The organism is Maridesulfovibrio bastinii DSM 16055, from assembly GCF_000429985.1.
Classification (GTDB): Bacteria; Desulfobacterota; Desulfovibrionia; order Desulfovibrionales; family Desulfovibrionaceae; genus Maridesulfovibrio; species Maridesulfovibrio bastinii.
Genome location: NZ_AUCX01000007.1, coordinates 60,571 through 78,220 on the forward strand (window position 1 = coordinate 60,571; position 17,650 = coordinate 78,220).

A 17,650-nucleotide genomic window follows, 5' to 3' on the forward strand; every position below is an offset into this window, starting at 1 on the left:
AAAAACGTGGATCAACGATACAATAGTGAAAATTTTTTATCCGTAGCATCGCGCATTTTTACTACTACAGCCACTTTGTGTCTGTTCATATTTTGTTTTGTCCGTCCTGCCTTCGCCTATATTCATTTCAGAGGTGATTATAATTACCGTCCTTATGAGTTTCTGGATAATGGGATTCCGTCCGGATTTAATGTGGATATAATCAGGGCCGTTTCTCAGACTCTGGGAATTGATATTAAAATTGACCTCGGGCCATGGAAAGAAGTCCGCAACCAATTGGAGAATAAGGAAATTGAAGCCCTCACAGGGATGTATGAATCCCCAGCCAGAGACCGTTATGTAGATTTTTCAATGCCTCTTATCATTGTTTCCCATTCCATGTTTGTAAGGGATGACTCGGGAATCAGATCACAGGATGATCTTAAGGGTATGAATATTGCCGTCATTCGCGGTGATATAATGCATGATTATGCCATCAAAAATTTTTCTGACTCAAGTATAATTCCTGTTGATTCGTATGAAACAGCTATCAATATGTTGTCTGCCGGAGAATTTGACTGTGCTCTTCTCGGTAAATTGCAGGGTCTTTACTGGATTTCCAATGAAGATGTGGACAATGTGAGGTCCGTAGGTGAGCCGATGATGGCTGCCAGATATTGTTTTGCTGTCAGGGAGGGAGATGGCGAACTGCTGGCCCAACTCAACGAGGGGCTGTTTCTGATTAAAAAATCAGGTGAATACGACAGAATATATAATAAATGGTTCGGAGTGTATGAGCAGAAAGCTTTATACCGTAAGCTGATGTTCAGATCATTGTGGGCCATTGGTCCGCTGCTTTTTCTGCTGTGTGCTTTTATTTTGTGGTCATGGACATTGCGGAGAAAAATCAGGATTCATACCGAAGCCTTGAGGCATGAGCTGGAAGAGCGGCAGAAGGCAGAGAAAGCTTTAAAAATCAGTGAGGAACATTACCGGACTATTTTTAACAGTATCATGGACGGGTTCTATTATTGTGATCTCGAAGGAAATATTAAGACAGCCAACCCCTCTGCGGCAAAAATTCTCGGTTATGAAAAACCTGAGGACGTAGTAGGGCTCAATGCTGCAAAAGATATCTATCTTGATTTTGAGCGTAGAAATGATTTTTTAGACCAGATCAACGAATTCGGTTTTACTCAGGGGTATGAGGTTGAAGTTAAGCGTTTTGACGGTTCCGTAATTACTCTTGAGATAAATTCCAAGCTGATGCGTGATCCGGTTACAGGAAAAATAGAAGGTATAGCAGGGGTGTTCCGGGATATCACCAGACGCCGAAGAATGGAGACCATAATGGTCCAGACTGAAAAAATGATGTCACTGGGAAGTATGGCTTCCGGGATAGCCCATGAATTGAATAATCCGCTAGCTGCTATTGTCGGCAATGCCCAGAATATTGAAACCCGCCTTTTGAAAAAAACAGAAAAAAATTTAGAAACTGCTGATGGTTGCGGGCTTGATTATGAAAGTCTTCAGTGTTTTTTAGATAAAAGGAAAATCCCTGAAATTATTCGGGGTATTATGGCTTCAGGAGCAAAAGCGGCCTCTGTTGTCAGCAATATGCTGAGTTTCAGTGGAAACAGTGGATATTTTGCATGGCACAATGTTTTATCCATTATTGAGGATTCAATAAATCTGGCCTCAAACGACTATAATCTGATTAAAAAATATGATTTCAGAAATATTGAGATTGTCAGGGATTATGCTGCGAATCTGCCACAGATTTATTGTGACCGCAGTGAGATTCAGCAGGCTTTATTTAATATTTTGCGAAACGGAGCGGAAGCTGTTTCAAAGAAAGCATATAAAAATGACAGAGCTAGATTCCATATAACTGCCCGCAGAGATAACGATATGCTGGAAATCGTTATCGGAGACAACGGTCCGGGGATGAGCAATGAAACAAGCCGGAGAATTTTTGAACCATTTTTTACTACAAAACCGGTGGGAGAAGGTATCGGACTGGGGCTTTCGATTTCTTATTTCATAATAGAAGATAAGCACGGCGGCCACATTACGATAAAATCTTCATTCGGTGAATATACAAGAGTTGCCATTCTGCTCCCGGTAGCAGGTCCCAAGAAATAGTATTTTCTGATTCCTGATTAATAGCCGCAGGCTTTCAGGTTGTTTTTATGAACTTTTCTGTAAAAGTCATTCAGCGTTGAATCATCTTCCGTATCATACCCCTGTATGACATTTTTGAGGTACAAAATATTTTCATGAATTAATTCAACCCCTCCCGGTTCACCATGACTCGGTATCACTGTCCTGAGCCCTTTTAACGCAGCCAGCTTTTCAAGACCGGTTACCCATTCTTCAACCGCTGTGCCGTCATTAATAGTCGGAAATGGATTTTCTATAGCGTCTCCGCCAAGCAGCAGTCCTTCTTCCGGGATATAGGCTACTATGGAGTCATTTGTATGACCGGGGATATGATAGAGGTCCATGGAAAGTCCACCCAGATCTATTTCCGTCTGCTGGGAAAAAGTTATGTCCGGCTGTAATAGAATAATATTTTTGAATTTCTCATGGTTTTCTTTTCTAAGACTTTCAATATCATCCGGCAGTTCTGAAATAAATCTGTCCCTGCAGAAGTGATGGGCCATAATTACCTTATAATAGCCTGTCAGTGCTGAGATTCCCAGCACATGATCCCAGTCCGCATGGCTGTAGACTATTACCGTATCCCGGTCAGAAACCAGTTCAACTGCCTGCTCCATTTCTTCCGGCGTGGAAAGAGTGTCCCAGACGACGTTCCAGTTACGCCCCTTTACAACGGCACTGCGTACGTTGAAACCGTCAAGCTCTGCTTCAAGCAGATATATATTATCACTGATTTTTTTGGTCATAGTCATGGGAGTTCCTCAATCTGCAATCTATATTCTTGCTCTGCCGAAGGCATGCTACTATGCTCGTTCAGCGTATAGTGGAGCTACAATTGTTTTGGTTTACAGATCAATTAGAAAAAAAGGAGTGAGTATGCACTGTTGGTGCAGAGACCTGTTGGATTATGAATTTCCTGTTCTCCGGCTGCTTTCAATTTTGCAATGTGAGAATGATCATGATTTAAGTAGGATAGAGGTAGAATCTTCTCTGGGGTGCCTGCTCCTTAAAGATGCTAGCCTGGAAACACAAAGAGGTATGCTACCACTTCTGAAGTTTTATTTCACCTCTGAAGACGGAACTGACTGGTCCTTTTATTATTGGGGAGCTGTTTCACCATGGAAATTTAACAGAGTTGAATTTTGTGGTCCTGATTTTCCGCGCACAACTATGGTCTTTAACGAAATTTCAAAGGTTTATGCGGCTCCAAAATCAGGCTTCGGTTATAAAAGTGTAACCGGCGGGGATGAAGTCCAGTTATCGTGCGGCAGCCTGTACTTATGGAGAAGCTGCTGCGGGCTGGCAAAAATATTTAATAATGATAATGAAAAATATTTCAGCAAAATGAAAACAGCATCACGCCACATCTGGGAAGCCGTTCATATAGAAAACGATGGTCAGGATATTTATGAAGAATGGAAAACTATTGTAAATTCGGGAGAAATTGAAAGTCTTAAAATTTTTCTTAAGAATGGAATGATAACTTCAATTGAAAAATAGACTTATTTTTTAATTGTTCAGTGGTGATGTGAGGCAGAAATAATAATCAGGGCACCTGAAATTATTCCGGTGCCCTGACTTTTTTATTCCTATCTTGTCAATCTGCGATATTTTATACGATGCGGCTGGTCGGCCTGTTTTCCAAGACGTTTTTTTCGGTCTTCTTCATATTCCGAATAAGAGCCTTCATAAAAATATGTGGCTGAATCACCTTCAAAAGCGAGAATATGAGTAGCAATACGGTCCAGAAACCAGCGGTCATGGCTGATAACCAGAACGCAGCCGCTGAAATTGACAACAGCTTCTTCAAGGGCACGCATTGTATTAACGTCAAGATCGTTTGTGGGTTCGTCAAGCAGGAGAACGTTTCCGCCCTGCTGGAGCATAAGGGCCAGATGGACCCTGTTGCGCTCACCACCTGAAAGAACAGAGCATTTTTTCTGCTGCTCCGATCCTGTCAGATTAAATTTCCCTACATATGCTCTGGCGTTAATTTCGCGGTTGCCGAGTTTTATAAATTCATTTCCACCGGAAATGGCTTCATAGACAGTCATATCCGGTTTAAGCGCGTCACGGTGCTGGTCGACATGGACACATTGCACGGTATCACCGACAGTAAGTTTTCCTGAGTCAGGTTGTTCCTGTCCGGTAATCATTTTGAACAGAGTTGTTTTACCTGCTCCGTTGGGTCCGATGATTCCTACGATTGCCCCGGCGGGTATAATGAAATCCATATTTTCGACAAGAAGTTTATCACCGGCCTGTTTTGTTACTGCTTCGGCAGTAATCACCTGCTTGCCGAGTCGCGGTCCTGAAGGAATAAAAAGTTCCAGTTCTTTTTCCTGCTGGTCGCTGCCCTGTTCGGCCAGAGACTCATAGGCGTTGATACGGGCTTTGCTTTTAGCGTGTCTTCCTTTGGGGGACATGCGTATCCATTCCAGTTCGCGCTGAAGTGTTTTGCGTCTTTTCTGGTCAGCCTTGGCTTCATTGGCAAGGCGTTTCTCTTTCTGCTCAAGCCATGAGGAGTAGTTTCCTTTCCACGGTATACCGCGTCCCCTGTCAAGTTCAAGAATCCATCCGGCAACATTGTCGAGGAAATAGCGGTCATGAGTGACAGCTATGACTGTTCCGGCATATTGCTGGAGGTGCCTCTCAAGCCATGAAACAGATTCAGCATCGAGATGGTTTGTCGGTTCGTCCAGAAGCAGAATATCCGGTTCTTCAAGAAGGAGTCTGCACAATGCGACCCGGCGTTTTTCACCACCTGAGATCACAGAAACAGATGTGTCTCCGGGAGGGCAGCGGAGTGCATCCATTGCCATTTCCAGTCTTGAATCAATATCCCATGCCCCGCAGGAGTCCATTTTTTCCTGAACATCAGCCTGACGCGCAAGCAATGTGTCCATTTCATCGGCTTCCATGGGCTCGGCAAATTTTTCATTGATTTCGTTGAACTCTTTTACAAGGTTCATGGTGTCGCTGACAGCCTCTTCAATAACTTCACGCACCGTTCTGTTCTCGTCCACCAGAGGTTCCTGCTCAAGGTAGCCAATGGTATATCCGGGAGAAATGTGTGTTTCTCCATCAAAATTTTTGTCTACTCCGGCAAGAATTTTCAGCAGAGAACTTTTACCTGAACCGTTGAGTCCCAGAACTCCTATCTTGGCTCCGTAAAAATATGAAAGTGATATATCTTTAAGGATAGCCTTTTTTTCATAAGATTTGCTGACCCTTACCATTGAATAAATTATTTTATCTGGTTCATTGCCCATTTTTATTCCTCTTTATTGTTTTTGTTCCAGAATTGTCTTTTGTCAGAAAAATTGAAGTCAATCAACGCTATTATATGTCAGTCCTTTAAAGCTTTGGACAGAAGTCTTTTCACCGCAAAATCAAAGATGTCACGATCATGTAAAATATATTGTTTATTATAAATTAGCTGATTGCATATATCTCTCATTGATAAGCTTTTGACTTGTGTGATAAATCAAATACCAATTTCGTGATGATCGGGGGCGTAAAAAAATGAAAACAGGGGGAACCTGATGAAGATTAAGAGTGTAAGTTCTGTTATCGCTATCATTATCGCCTCATTGGTCATAGTGACCTTTGCTGCAGGAATTTGGTGGGTAACAGGTAATACCTACAATGCCGTTTTTAGTGAGCAGAAGAAAGCTATGCAGAATATGGTCAAAGAAACAATAAGTTCATTTGACCTTTATTTTGAGCAGACAACAGATGTAGCACGTCTTATCTCCTTGAATAAAGGAATGGAAAATGCCCTTACTAATGGAAATACTGAAGATGCAGACAATATTTTAAAGAGAATAGTTACCGAAGCAGGGGATAAGTATTGGGCCTGCTTTGTCTTTGACCGGAATGGAAAGGTTGTAGCCGGATATAATGCCAAAGGTACGGATCTTACCGGGGCGGACCGTAGTTCCAGAGCTTATGTAAAAGCCATATTATCTGGAACCGATCTCTATCAGGGAAGAAAAGTTTTAAAATCGAAGAGCGGCAACGGGGTTCTTATTTTTGCCATGGCCGTGGCAATCAAAGATTCACAGGGAAATGTTCTTGGCGGTATAGGACTTTTTCCTAAGTGGGAAAGATTTACTGAAAAATTTATTAATCCTTTCAGAATCGGAAATGACGGTTACGGGTTCATGTTTGATGAAAATGCCAGAATGATAGCCCATGCCGCGGAAAAGACGAGAGTCATGAAGGATGTCTCAGATACTGATTATATAAATCAGGCTATTTCGATGAAAAAAGGCGTAATTTCATATTCCAGAAAAGGCCGTAAGAAGGTCATGGTTTTCGATACCATCAAGGAAACCGGATGGGTTGTAGCTTTCAGCGCGTATGAAGATGATCTGACCGCCGCAGCAATTATTCAGAGGGAAGTTCTCCTCATCGGCGGCGTTGTTGTTGCTATCGCTTTTTGTGCCATCCTTTTGTCATTTATTAAGATTATAGTCCTCAGACCTGTTTCCAATATTCTTGACTTCGCTACTGAGATTTCAGAGGGCAATTTTAAAGCCGAACTTGATGGAAATTACAGATTTGAGTTTGATCTGTTGGCGGACAGAATTAAAAAGATGGTCGGTGAATTGAAACACAAGCTCGGTTTTTCCGAGGGTGTGTTAAAAGGAATGACTATTCCATGCAGCATAGTTGCTCCTGATTACAATATGATGTGGGCAAATAAGCAGTTTTGTGAGCTTATAGCTTTTCATGATGGTCCTGATGCCGTTGAAGGTCTCTCTGCCGAAACTTTTTATTACGGGGATGAAGCAAAGGAACCTCTGGTTGATAAGGCTCTTAGAGAAGGCCGCTATGTTGAAGAGGAAGTTGAATATATCAATCATGACAACAGAAAGCTGAATATTGTTTCAGCTGCCACCCCGTTTTATGACATGGACGGCAAGTTGCTCGGAGCTGTAAATATCTGGATTGATATGACGGATATACGCACTCAGCAGAGCCAGATCGAGGCTCAGAATGAACGTATTTCTGCTGCGGCCAGTCAGGCTGAAGAAATTTCGCAGTACCTTTCAAGTGCGGCAGAAGAGCTTTCAGCTCAGATTGAACAGTCCAGCAGAGGGGCAGAAGAACAGAATTCCAGAGTTCAGGAAACTTCAACCGCTATGGAGCAGATGAATGCTACTGTGCTTGAAGTTGCCAGAAACGCTGGTGAAGCTGCTGAAAATTCCGATTCAGTGCGTGAAAAAGCTCAGGAAAGCGAACTTGTAGTTAAAAAAGTTGTTAATGCCGCAGCAGATGTCCGCAACCGTGCCGGAAATCTGAAAAAATCAATGGAAGATCTTGGTGTGGAAGCAACAGAGATTGGTAATATCCTTGGTGTGATCACGGATATCGCCGATCAGACCAATCTGCTGGCACTTAATGCTGCAATTGAAGCTGCAAGAGCAGGTGAGGCCGGAAGAGGATTTGCCGTTGTTGCCGATGAAGTTCGTAAACTTGCGGAAAAAACAATGTCGGCAACCGGAGAAGTCGGGGAAGCTATAAGTAAAATTCAGACAATGACCAGAGATAATATCGATGCCACCCAGTCTGCTGCAGATTCTGCGGAAAACAGCTCCGAACTGGCCCGTGAGTCAGGAGAAATGCTGCTTGAGATTGTCGGGCTCATCGAGTCTGCCGCAGATCAGGTCAGAGCTATTGCAACTGCCGCGGAAGAACAGTCGGCCACAAGCGATCAGATTACTCAGGCTACAGAGGATATCAGCAGAATTTCTTCTGAGACTTCTGATGTCATGTCTGAAGCTGCAAAAGCTATCTATGAAGTCGCATCAATGGCCTCAAAGCTGAATGGTGTAATTGAAAATATGGTTAAAGAAGACTAATAGTATATCTTTAGGAATAGTTGTCCCGGCGGAAGTATTTTCGCCGGGATTTTTTTATTTGATTGTTTTTTTGTTACGCGTCAGGAGACTGTAGTATAATATATTGATACCAAAAACTGAATAATCATTTTTTATAAATTGTATAACCTATTTAAATTATAAATAATACATATCGCCAGTTGAACATAATATTTCAAGCAGTGAGGTTTATACTGTGGGAATTGCTTCTGACCTTGTTTTGATAATTGTAGCCGGGATGCTCGGCGGATATATTGCCCGCCTGTGCAGGCAGCCCTTGCTGTTGGGATATATAATTGTTGGAATTCTTGTCGGACCATATACCGGGGGAATAACTGTTTCCAAAGTCCATGATGTTGAAAAGCTGGCAGAGATCGGTGTCGGCCTGCTGTTATTCACCCTTGGAATAGAATTTTCACTTAAAGAATTAAAGCCGGTTAAAATGGTCGCCCTTATCGGTACCCCTGTCCAGATTTTATTAACAATTATATACGGTTGGGGTATCGGAAAAATAATGGGCTGGGACAATATTGTTTCCCTCTGGTTCGGTGGTTTTATTTCGCTTTCCAGTACTATGGTTGTTTTAAAAACTTTGGAGAGCAAAGGACTGGTGGGAACACTTTCCAGCAAGGTTATGCTGGGAATGCTTGTTGTTCAGGATCTGGCCATAGTCCCGATGCTGATTATCTGGCCCCAGCTCGGGTTGCCTACTTTCGGTCTGGGACAGCTCGGTTATGCAGGAATTAAAGCCGCAGTTTTTATTGCGACCATGATTTTTCTAGGCGCAAGGATTATTCCAAAAGTTATGGAAATCGTCGTCGGCTGGCATTCCCGGGAAATGTTTCTGCTTACTATAAGTGCCATAGGTCTTGGCGTTGGGTATGCCACGCATCTGCTTGGTCTGTCGTTCGCTTTCGGTGCTTTTGCCGCAGGTATGGTACTTAGTGAATCCCGTTATTCGTATCAGGCTATAAGTGACCTGCTTCCATTAAGAGATATTTTCAGCCTTCTGTTTTTTGCTTCTATGGGAATGCTGATTGACCCGGTATTTATCTGGAACAATCTTGGCCTTGTTGTTTTGCTGGCTGTTCTGGCTATGGTCGGCAAGGGGCTTGTTTTTGCTCTTGTTTCCAAGCCGTTCGGTTATGGTAATGTTGTTCCATTGGCTCTCGGACTGGGGATGTCCCAGGTGGGTGAATTATCTTTTCTGCTGTTACAGCAGGGGGCAGATTCAGGATCAATACCACGGCAGTATTTCCCCTTGTTTTTAGGAGCAGGAATACTGACTATGATGCTCACACCTCTTCTTTCCGGCCTTACTGGTCCACTTTATTCTATTTTGAAAAAACGCAGGCAGGACGACCCGTTGCAGACAATAAATGTTACTGAAAATGAGCTGCATGAACACGTTGTCATACTTGGAGGGGGCAGAGTTGGCTCCTTTGTCGCCGGTATTCTGGATAGAATGGACATTGTAAATGTGACAATAGAATTGAATAATAAAACCGTTAAGGCAGCGGAAGAACAGGAAAGGGCTGTTATTTTCGGCGATGCTACACAGCCGATGGTGCTGGAGGCTGCTGCCGTGGATAAAGCAAAGCTGATACTGATGACCATTCCTTCCGTAGCCGGATCAAGTTCAGCCGCGGCCATGCTTGCACACATAGCACCCAATGTTCCTGTGGTGGCTCTGGTGCGCAACAGTGAGCAGATAGCCTCCCTTAAATCGCTTGGAGTGACTCCTATTTTTCCGGAATTTGAAACCGGGCTTGAAATGACAAGGGAAGCCCTGATTAATTACCATGTTCCAGCCCCCGAAGTTCAGACTTTTATGGATGAACTGCGAAGGGAAAGATATACCGGAGTTTTTGTCAACCGACCTGAATATGAGATACTTTCAAGGCTGCGCAGGGCTTCTGAGTCGCTGACCATGAACTGGGTGACTGTTGAAAAAGGATCTGCCATTGATGGGCGCACTCTTATTGAATCTAATATCCGTGCCGCTACCGGGGCTTCAGTTGTCGGGATAATAAGAGGAGGCATTCTGCGTCCTAATCCTGACGGAGGGTTCCGGTTCAAAGCTTCCGATCTGGCCGGTGTGATAGGCTCTGAAAAGGAAGTTAATAAATTCAGAGAGTTGTCCATAGCTGAAAAAGAGGATACTCTCATAGAGGGCTGATATCTTATAGGTTGTTTTATTCTGGAAACTGGAATGGTTGTACCAACCTTACTATCGGATTACAGTCTTTTAGAACAATTTAATATATATCAAAGCTGGAGTAGCAAATGGATAAAATAGATATCGGAGTTCAAGGGTTCACAATGCCTATGCCGCAGACGATTCTTGGCACACACGCAGAAGGAAGAAATAATTTTATGGCTCTTGCATGGGTTTCCCGTGTTAATTACTCTCCGGCACTGCTCATGATTTCTGTTGGTAAGGGACATTTTTCAAATAAAATTATCAAGGAAACTGGACAATTCAGTGTAAATATTCCTTCGGTTGATCTGGTTAAGCTTACCGATTTCACCGGTCTTGTTTCCGGAAGCAATCTTGATAAGTCTGACTTGTTCGAAGTCAGTTTCGGCAGTCTGGACAAGGCTCCGCTTATTGATAATTGCCCGGTCTCAATGGAATGCAAGGTCTATGAGTCCATGGATTTGCCGAAAGACACTATTTTTGTAGGAGAAATTGTGGCTACATGGTGTCGCGAAGACTGTCTTACGGATGGCAATCCTGATGTGAAAAAAGTGAATCCCTTTGGTCTGACCATGCCCGATAACAAGTATTGGGGCGTTGGCGAGTGCATTGGCAATGCCTGGCACGAAGGAAAAGACCTTAAATAGTATTCATTGAAGGTTTTAAATTTAAAGCGGGAAAGAATCGGTCAAAATCGGTTTTTTTCCGTTTTCTTTTTAACTGAGAGCGTTTTTTATTTTTATATGCTGATTCGCTGAGTTAAGTTTAAATCTGAGCAGGAGTTCTTTCTGCAGATTTTTTACAGGGCAATTTTTTACAAGACAGTCATTTGAATTAAGGCTAACCGGAATCAAGGGAGAGTTATAAAAAACGCCATTAAAAATGTCTGAAGAAAAAAAGCAAACCGAACAAAACGGAGTTTTTCCGCTTTTGCAGCAGGAGCTACTGGGAGTTTCCAGAGAGACTGAGATTCTTTCCCCATGCTCCAGAAAAATATTTCCTATCAATGGTAAAGAGAAGGTCCTGTTCAGTCGTGACCCGGATCTTCCGGGAATGGAATTTCGCTTTTCGCGGTACGATGGTTTCAAATTTGCCAGACATACTCACGACACCTACACTGTTGGAGTTGTTCTTGAAGGTGCCAGCTATTGCACCGATAAAGTCGCGGACAGTTCGCTTGTTGCCTCCGGGGATGTTTTCCATATCAATCCGGAGCAGGTCCATTCAGGAGTTCCTCTGCGGGATGTGGGAGTAAGCTATCTGCTCTTTTATGCTGATCCGCAATGGGTCAGAAATACTGTATATCAGATATCTGAAATTGATCACGGCTTTCCAGAGTTTAAAAGTTTCTGCTCCAATTCTCTTGCGGTTTCCGAAAAATTTAAAGCTTTTTACCGATGCCTGAGTCTTTCCGGGACATCGCTTGCTAAGCAGTCTCTTGCAGTTTCAGCCTTTGCAGAGCTGTTTTCAGGTAATGGCCGGATTGTTCCGGTCAGAACAGGTAATAATGAGCATCGCGCCGTAGCTGTTGCCAAAGAATACCTTGAAAGCAATGTCGGGCGAAAGGTTTCACTTGATGAACTTGCTGCTGTGACAGGATTGTCCAGTTATTATTTCTTAAGAGTCTTTAAAAAAAGTACCGGAATGACGCCGCATGCATTTTTTATCATCCGCAGAATAGAAAAAGCCAGAAAGATGATTTTAAGCGGACTGCCTTTTTCTGAAATTGCCCTTGAATGCGGATTCGGAGATCAGAGTCATTTTACTCATAAGTTCAAACAGTTTATGGGGGTAACTCCCGGACAGTACGCTGGAACTGTTTAATTAAGGGCAATTTTTTACAATACCTGCTTTGCCGATGCCACTATAGCTGTAGCCACAATCAGTTAAATGGTATTGGAGAAAATAATTATGAAAGCAGACAGCAGCATCCTACCCGTTATAGCCGTATTAGGTGCGGTTTTCCTTTGGGGAGGGTCATTCGCGGCAGCAAAGACCGCTCTTTCCTCTCTTGATCCGTGGACCGTAGTCTGGTTCAGGATGGTCCTCGGAGTTCTCGTAGGCCTTCCATTTCTTAAAAAGTTTTTCAGATTTCACTATTGCAGGAAGGATTTGAAATATCTTGTCTTGATGGTTCTTTTTCAACCGTGCCTGTATTTTTTATTTGAGGCTTACGCTCTGACATATACTACTTCAGCACAGGCCGGAGTTATCGCCGCGTCCGTGCCATTGCTTGTAAGTGTCGGGGCATGGCTGCTTTTTTCAGAAAAAATTACTTTTAAAACTGTTTTCGGTCTGCTCATATCCGTTGCCGGAGTATGTGTGCTGACCATGTCTGGCAGCAGCTCAGCCAATGCAGCCAATCCTCTTCTTGGTAATCTGCTGGAAATCTGCGCAATGATCTGCACTGCGGGCTATATGCTTTTAATGAAAAAGATGAGTTCCAGCTACAGTCCTTTTGCTCTGACTTTTATTCAGACTCTTGGCGGGGCTGTTTTTTTTATTCCCGGAGCATTTAGAATGAACTGGAGCATGCACCTCTCATCTTCGCTCATTTTTTCTCTGCTGTTTCTCGGCTGCTTTGTTACTCTCGGAGCCTTCGGTCTTTATAACTATGCCATCAGCAGAATAAAGGCTTCCGAGGCCTCGGCATATATTAATCTTGTCCCTGTGGTCGCAGTCTGCCTTGGATGGATTTTTCTTGGAGAAGCCTTGAACCCTGTGCAAAGTGTTGCTTCGGTGGCTGTTTTATTCGGAGTCTGGATAAGTCAGGGCAGTGGGATGCGGAAAAAGAAGCTTGCTGTTGAGGTCGGATAATCGGGAGTAAACCTGCGCCAGATTCTGACAGCAGATGACAAGTGCGCTGCTTATATTGTCTTTCATTAACAGTTAATGTTTAACGGAGGACTGAAATTGCAGAACGAGTTTTATGATGTTGTCCTTAGGGAAATGAATGCCGTGAGCTGCGGTAGCAAGTCTCCCGAAACAGCCGCTCTGGATGTCTTGAAAGAGTTCTCGGCTGACAGGATTTATATCTCCAGCAGGTTTATACGCAAAAACAGCCTTGCTGAAAAAGTACTAAAACTCAAATCGTTAGGTGTCTCCAATGCTTGTATAGCTGAACGAACCGGAGTCACAATGCGCCATGTGCGCCGAATTTGCGCCGGATTGAACTGAGTATAACCGCGTAAGCGGGAGGCGCAATCCGATCCACCGCGGAAACCGTAATTACGGTTTCCGCGGTTTTTATTATAAAGATGCATGGTTACGTGAGGGGGTAGCCATACATTCATGCATTCAGTGCTGCTATTTGGTCCAGTCCAGTACGACTTTTCCAGACTGTCCTGAAGACATGACATCGAATCCTTTCTGGAAGTCGTCTATATCAAAGCGGTGGGTAATAATAGGAGTTACATCAAGGTTTGATTGAAGCATGGAAGACATTTTGTACCATGTTTCAAACATTTCACGACCGTATATGCCCTTGAGTTTGAGTCCCTTGAAGACGACGTCAGTCCAGTTGATGGGAGTTTCATCAGGCATAATGCCAAGCATGGCTACGTTTCCGCCATTATTCATGAGTTTCAGCATATCCCTGAATGCATGCTGGTTTCCGGACATTTCAAGACCAACATCGAAACCTTCTTCCATACCAAGTTCACCAAGAACTTCAGAAAGTTTTTCCTTGCCCACGTTTACGGTGCGGGTAGCTCCCATTTTATCAGCAAGGTCAAGGCGGTATTCATTCAAATCTGTTATGACGATGTGGCGTGCACCAACATGTTTGGCAATTGCCACTGCCATGATGCCTATCGGTCCTGCTCCGGTTATAAGAACATCTTCACCAACGAGGTCAAAGGATAATGCTGTATGCGTTGCATTCCCTAAAGGATCAAGAATTGCTCCGACTTCATCGGGGATGGAATCGGAAAGTTTGAATACGTTTGAAGCGGGCACACTGACATATTCAGCAAAACATCCCGGACGGTTAACACCTATGCCCATAGTGTTGCGGCAGAGGTGGCGTTTACCGGCACGGCAGTTGCGGCAGTGACCGCAGGTGACATGCCCTTCGGCTGAAACTCTGTCCCCTATGGCAAGACCGTGGACTTCACTGCCGAGTTTTTCAATTGTACCGGCAAATTCATGTCCCACAACCATAGGAACCGGGATTGTGTCCTGAGACCATTTATCCCAGTTGTATATGTGTATATCAGTACCGCAGATTGCAGTTTTGTTTACTTTTATGAGGACATCATTGTGTCCGCATTCAGGAATTGGAACTTCTTCCATCCAGATTCCTTTTTCAGGAAACTTTTTAACAAGTGCTTTCATTGTGCTCATAGTTATATCCTGCCTTGATCTTATTTTATTATATCGAGTTCACGACCGATTTTGATGAAAGCGTCAACAGCACGGTCAACCTGTTCAATTGTGTGTCCGGCAGACATCTGGGTTCTGATTCTGGCCTGACCCTTGGGCACAACAGGGAAACTGAAACCGACAACATAAATGCCTTCACGCATCATGCCTTCAGCCATTTTCTGAGCCAGCACGGCGTCTCCAAGCATTACCGGAATGATCGGGTGGCAGCCGGGAACAAGTTTGAAGCCTGCTTCTTCCATACGGGCGCGGAAGTGGTTGCTGTTGCGGACGAGGTTTTCTCGCAGTTCCGGGGTGTTGTCGATCATATCAAGCACAGCAATTGATGTAGCTGCGATGACCGGTGCGAGGGTATTGGAAAAGAGGTAAGGGCGTGAACGCTGGCGAAGCCACTCAATGATTTCTTTACGGCCGGAGGTATAACCGCCTGAAGCTCCACCAAGAGCTTTACCAAGGGTACCTGTAATCAGGTCAACCCGGCCCATTACATCGCAGTATTCAGGAGTCCCGCGACCGTTTTCGCCAACAAAGCCTACTGCGTGTGAATCATCAACCATGACCAGAGCGTCATATTTGTCTGCAAGGTCGCAGATTGATTTAAGATCGGCGATGATTCCATCCATTGAAAAAACGCCGTCTGTCGCAATAAGTTTGTAGCGGCAGTCTGATGCGGCTTTGAGCTGTTCTTCAAGATCGGCCATGTCATTATTTTTGTAACGGAAACGTTTAGCCTTGCAGAGTCTCACTCCGTCAATGATTGAAGCATGATTGAGCTGATCGCTGATTACTGCGTCTTCAGGTCCGAGTATTGTTTCAAACAGACCGCCGTTTGCGTCAAAGCAGGAACTGTAGAGGATGGTATCCTCTGTTCCAAGAAATTTGCTGATTTTGGTTTCCAGTTCTTTATGAATATTCTGTGTTCCGCATATAAATCTTACGGAAGACATTCCGAATCCGTATTTTTTAACGGCATCAGAGGCAGTTGCTATCAGGTCGGGGTTGTTTGCCAGACCAAGATAGTTGTTTGCACAGAAATTCAGGACTTCACTTCCGTCATTGACGGTGATCTCAGCCTGCTGCTGAGAAGTGATGATTCTTTCATCTTTGTAAAGTCCGGTCTGTTTTAGTTCTTCAATCTGTTTTGAAAGTCCCTCAAGAAAAACTTTACTCATTTTTTCCTCCGAAGTGATATAACTGTTTGATTGCTTATTTAGTAAAAAACAGCACATTAAAATTTGTGTCAAGATAAAATATTGTTAAAATATTATGGAACGCGCAAAAAAATGGCTTATTGAAGTAAATAGTCAACTATTTTATTCAATTGACAGTTTTGTTATTGTGTATCTATTCTTACTTCAAAATCAAAATTAAAGAATCATATACTATCTGGAGGTTCGCGTGAAGGAGAGGCCTTTGGCACTTGATGAAGTGGATTACAAAATTATTGAGGAATTACAGAAGAACGGCAGGGAATCTTATAAGAATATTGCCCGTAAGCTAGGCGTTTCTGATGGAACTGTCCGGTTGCGCACCGAGCGTATGATAAGGAATAACTACCTGCGTATTTCAGCTTCGGTTAATCCTCTATATTTTGAAAACTCTCTCATTGCTCTAGTCGGTGTAAATCTGGAAGAACGCGCCAACAATGATATTATGGAAAAGATATCACAGTTGAGCGGCGTTCAGTCTGTTGTGAACGTTTCCGGTCGGTATGATCTTCTGGTCGAAGTTTTTGTTCCTTCCCGTAATGCTTTCCGTTCATTTATAGTTGACGATCTTTCACATGTGGGTGGAATCAAATCCACTGAAACATTCATGTTTCTTGATGCATTGAACAAATGGGCTGCCCACCATAACGGGGACTCTGAAGAAATCTGATATCCAGCCTTTTTTACAAAATTATAAAAAATAGCCTTATTTACCTTTTTTCGGTGTGTTAGAAGCTTTTTTGGGCTGTAGTCCGCACTTCAGCCTTTCTGCACAGAACACCCGGCGAGGAACTGTTGTGCTGTAAAAGTCGCGAATTGAAAATTTTTAACGCGATATTTTTTCCAGTTGCGGCTGGCGATAATCGAGACTCTTAGGTGTTTTTGGGGATTTCAGAATTTTTCTTCTGCGTTTTTGTTTAAGGTAATTATCGAGTTTATCCATTCGTTCTGTCCACGCTTTATAACGGCGATACGATTGAGTAAGTTCTTCATAATTGCCGCCGGGCCTATCCTTTTCTATCCCTAAAAATTCCAGAATACTCTTTGAGTGCTGTCTGGGACGCTCTGTGTATGCTCTTAATTGGGCTCTTTTACGGTCAAGTTCTGCCGCGCTTTTAGATATGGTTGAATTTGTCTCAGCTGTTCTGTCGATAACTTTAATGACTGATATAAGATCTTCTATTCTTTGTGACCTGATATCGTCAGCAAAACTATCAACGGTAAGTGGCTCATACCCGAGGGATAGAAAGATATCATCTTCTGAATCAAGAACCGTAATGTCATAAATATTACGCTGTTCCTCTGAAGTGTACTCTTTTGTAAATGGATCGGACCACATCCGGTAGTCTTCTTTCTGATTTTCCTGAAGACTGAAGGTTCCGTTCTGTATGGCTCTAAGAATTGTTTTTAGAGCGGCGGAAGGCTCAACGTCTGAAGCTTCTTTCAGCGATCTTGATGTGTTAATTGTTCCCGGCTGTCCGAAGTTTTTTTTCAGGGGTGCTGCTTTTTTTCTGGATCTGAGATTCACAGGCTCTCTGTCAATGCGTTCAAAAACTTTTTTGAGTTCTGTAGCAGTGTTTTTAGCTGTGTTATATTTCTGATCTGTGTTTTTGTCCGATTCATTGTATGCTTTTGCACTCTGCTGCATAAAAATGAGCATAATTATAATTGCTATTGCTGTAATATTTAATATCGAAATTCCGGTCAAAACTTTAGTTCTTTTTATCTGCATGATTCATGTTTAAATCTTTGAGTAAATCAGCGCAAGATTTCTATAAGCTGTTTTGTAAAATTATAACTATCCTGACTTTTGAAGTTTTACAAAAGTA

Annotated in this window: 14 protein-coding genes; 9 read left to right on the plus strand and 5 right to left on the minus strand. The window is 43.2% G+C overall.

From position 1 onward, the window contains the following. Positions 1–6: 6 nt before the first annotated feature. On the plus strand, positions 7–2,124 hold the full coding sequence (locus G496_RS0102440) for a transporter substrate-binding domain-containing protein (protein ID WP_027177868.1): 2,118 nt from the start codon (positions 7–9) through the stop codon (positions 2,122–2,124). Between the two features lie 17 nt (positions 2,125–2,141). Here G496_RS0102440 and G496_RS0102445 read toward each other — a convergent pair whose 3' ends face one another. Beyond that, positions 2,142–2,894, minus strand: a complete 753-nt coding sequence (locus G496_RS0102445; RefSeq protein ID WP_027177869.1) for an MBL fold metallo-hydrolase — start codon at positions 2,892–2,894, stop codon at positions 2,142–2,144. Positions 2,895–3,018: 124 nt separating this feature from the next. Between G496_RS0102445 and G496_RS0102450 the strand changes: the two genes are divergently transcribed. Continuing rightward, positions 3,019–3,642, plus strand: a complete 624-nt coding sequence (locus G496_RS0102450) for a hypothetical protein (protein WP_156900577.1) — start codon at positions 3,019–3,021, stop codon at positions 3,640–3,642. 89 nt (positions 3,643–3,731) lie between these two features. On the opposite strand, the gene ettA is transcribed toward G496_RS0102450, so the two are convergent. Continuing rightward, positions 3,732–5,414, minus strand: coding sequence for an energy-dependent translational throttle protein EttA (gene ettA, locus G496_RS0102455; RefSeq protein WP_027177871.1), 1,683 nt, complete (start codon positions 5,412–5,414; stop codon positions 3,732–3,734). A 273-nt stretch (positions 5,415–5,687) separates the two neighbouring features. On the opposite strand from ettA, the gene G496_RS0102460 reads away from it, so the two are divergent. From G496_RS0102460 to G496_RS0102490, 6 genes are all read left to right on the plus strand, one after another. Continuing rightward, entirely contained in the window at positions 5,688–8,012 is a 2,325-nt protein-coding gene (locus G496_RS0102460; protein ID WP_027177872.1) for a methyl-accepting chemotaxis protein, read from the plus strand. 214 nt (positions 8,013–8,226) lie between these two features. After that, positions 8,227–10,209 carry a monovalent cation:proton antiporter family protein gene (locus G496_RS0102465; RefSeq protein ID WP_027177873.1) on the plus strand — a complete coding sequence of 661 codons (1,983 nt, stop codon included), beginning with the start codon at positions 8,227–8,229 and terminating at the stop codon, positions 10,207–10,209. 107 nt (positions 10,210–10,316) lie between these two features. Then, positions 10,317–10,877, plus strand: coding sequence for a flavin reductase family protein (locus G496_RS0102470; RefSeq protein WP_027177874.1), 561 nt, complete (start codon positions 10,317–10,319; stop codon positions 10,875–10,877). 235 nt (positions 10,878–11,112) lie between these two features. Beyond that, the gene (locus G496_RS0102480) at positions 11,113–12,054 is read left to right on the plus strand and encodes an AraC family transcriptional regulator (RefSeq protein ID WP_051294784.1); all 942 of its coding nucleotides are present in this window, start codon (positions 11,113–11,115) and stop codon (positions 12,052–12,054) included. Positions 12,055–12,141: 87 nt separating this feature from the next. Continuing rightward, positions 12,142–13,047: a DMT family transporter gene (locus tag G496_RS18615; protein ID WP_034632141.1), complete on the plus strand. Its 906-nt coding sequence runs from the start codon at positions 12,142–12,144 to the stop codon at positions 13,045–13,047. 96 nt (positions 13,048–13,143) lie between these two features. Further along, the gene (locus G496_RS0102490) at positions 13,144–13,407 is read left to right on the plus strand and encodes a hypothetical protein (protein ID WP_245577848.1); all 264 of its coding nucleotides are present in this window, start codon (positions 13,144–13,146) and stop codon (positions 13,405–13,407) included. A gap of 129 nt (positions 13,408–13,536) precedes the next feature. Here G496_RS0102490 and tdh read toward each other — a convergent pair whose 3' ends face one another. Further along, positions 13,537–14,574 carry an L-threonine 3-dehydrogenase gene (tdh, locus tag G496_RS0102495; protein WP_211233823.1) on the minus strand — a complete coding sequence of 346 codons (1,038 nt, stop codon included), beginning with the start codon at positions 14,572–14,574 and terminating at the stop codon, positions 13,537–13,539. Between the two features lie 20 nt (positions 14,575–14,594). Then, on the minus strand, positions 14,595–15,785 hold the full coding sequence (locus G496_RS0102500) for a glycine C-acetyltransferase (protein ID WP_027177878.1): 1,191 nt from the start codon (positions 15,783–15,785) through the stop codon (positions 14,595–14,597). Positions 15,786–16,026: 241 nt separating this feature from the next. On the opposite strand from G496_RS0102500, the gene G496_RS0102505 reads away from it, so the two are divergent. Then, positions 16,027–16,491, plus strand: a complete 465-nt coding sequence (locus tag G496_RS0102505) for an Lrp/AsnC family transcriptional regulator (protein ID WP_245577849.1) — start codon at positions 16,027–16,029, stop codon at positions 16,489–16,491. Positions 16,492–16,647: 156 nt separating this feature from the next. Here the strand turns inward: G496_RS0102505 and G496_RS0102510 are convergent, their stop codons facing one another. Continuing rightward, a complete protein-coding gene (locus G496_RS0102510; protein ID WP_027177880.1) occupies positions 16,648–17,553 on the minus strand; it encodes a hypothetical protein in 906 nt (301 codons plus the stop codon). Positions 17,554–17,650: the final 97 nt, after the last annotated feature.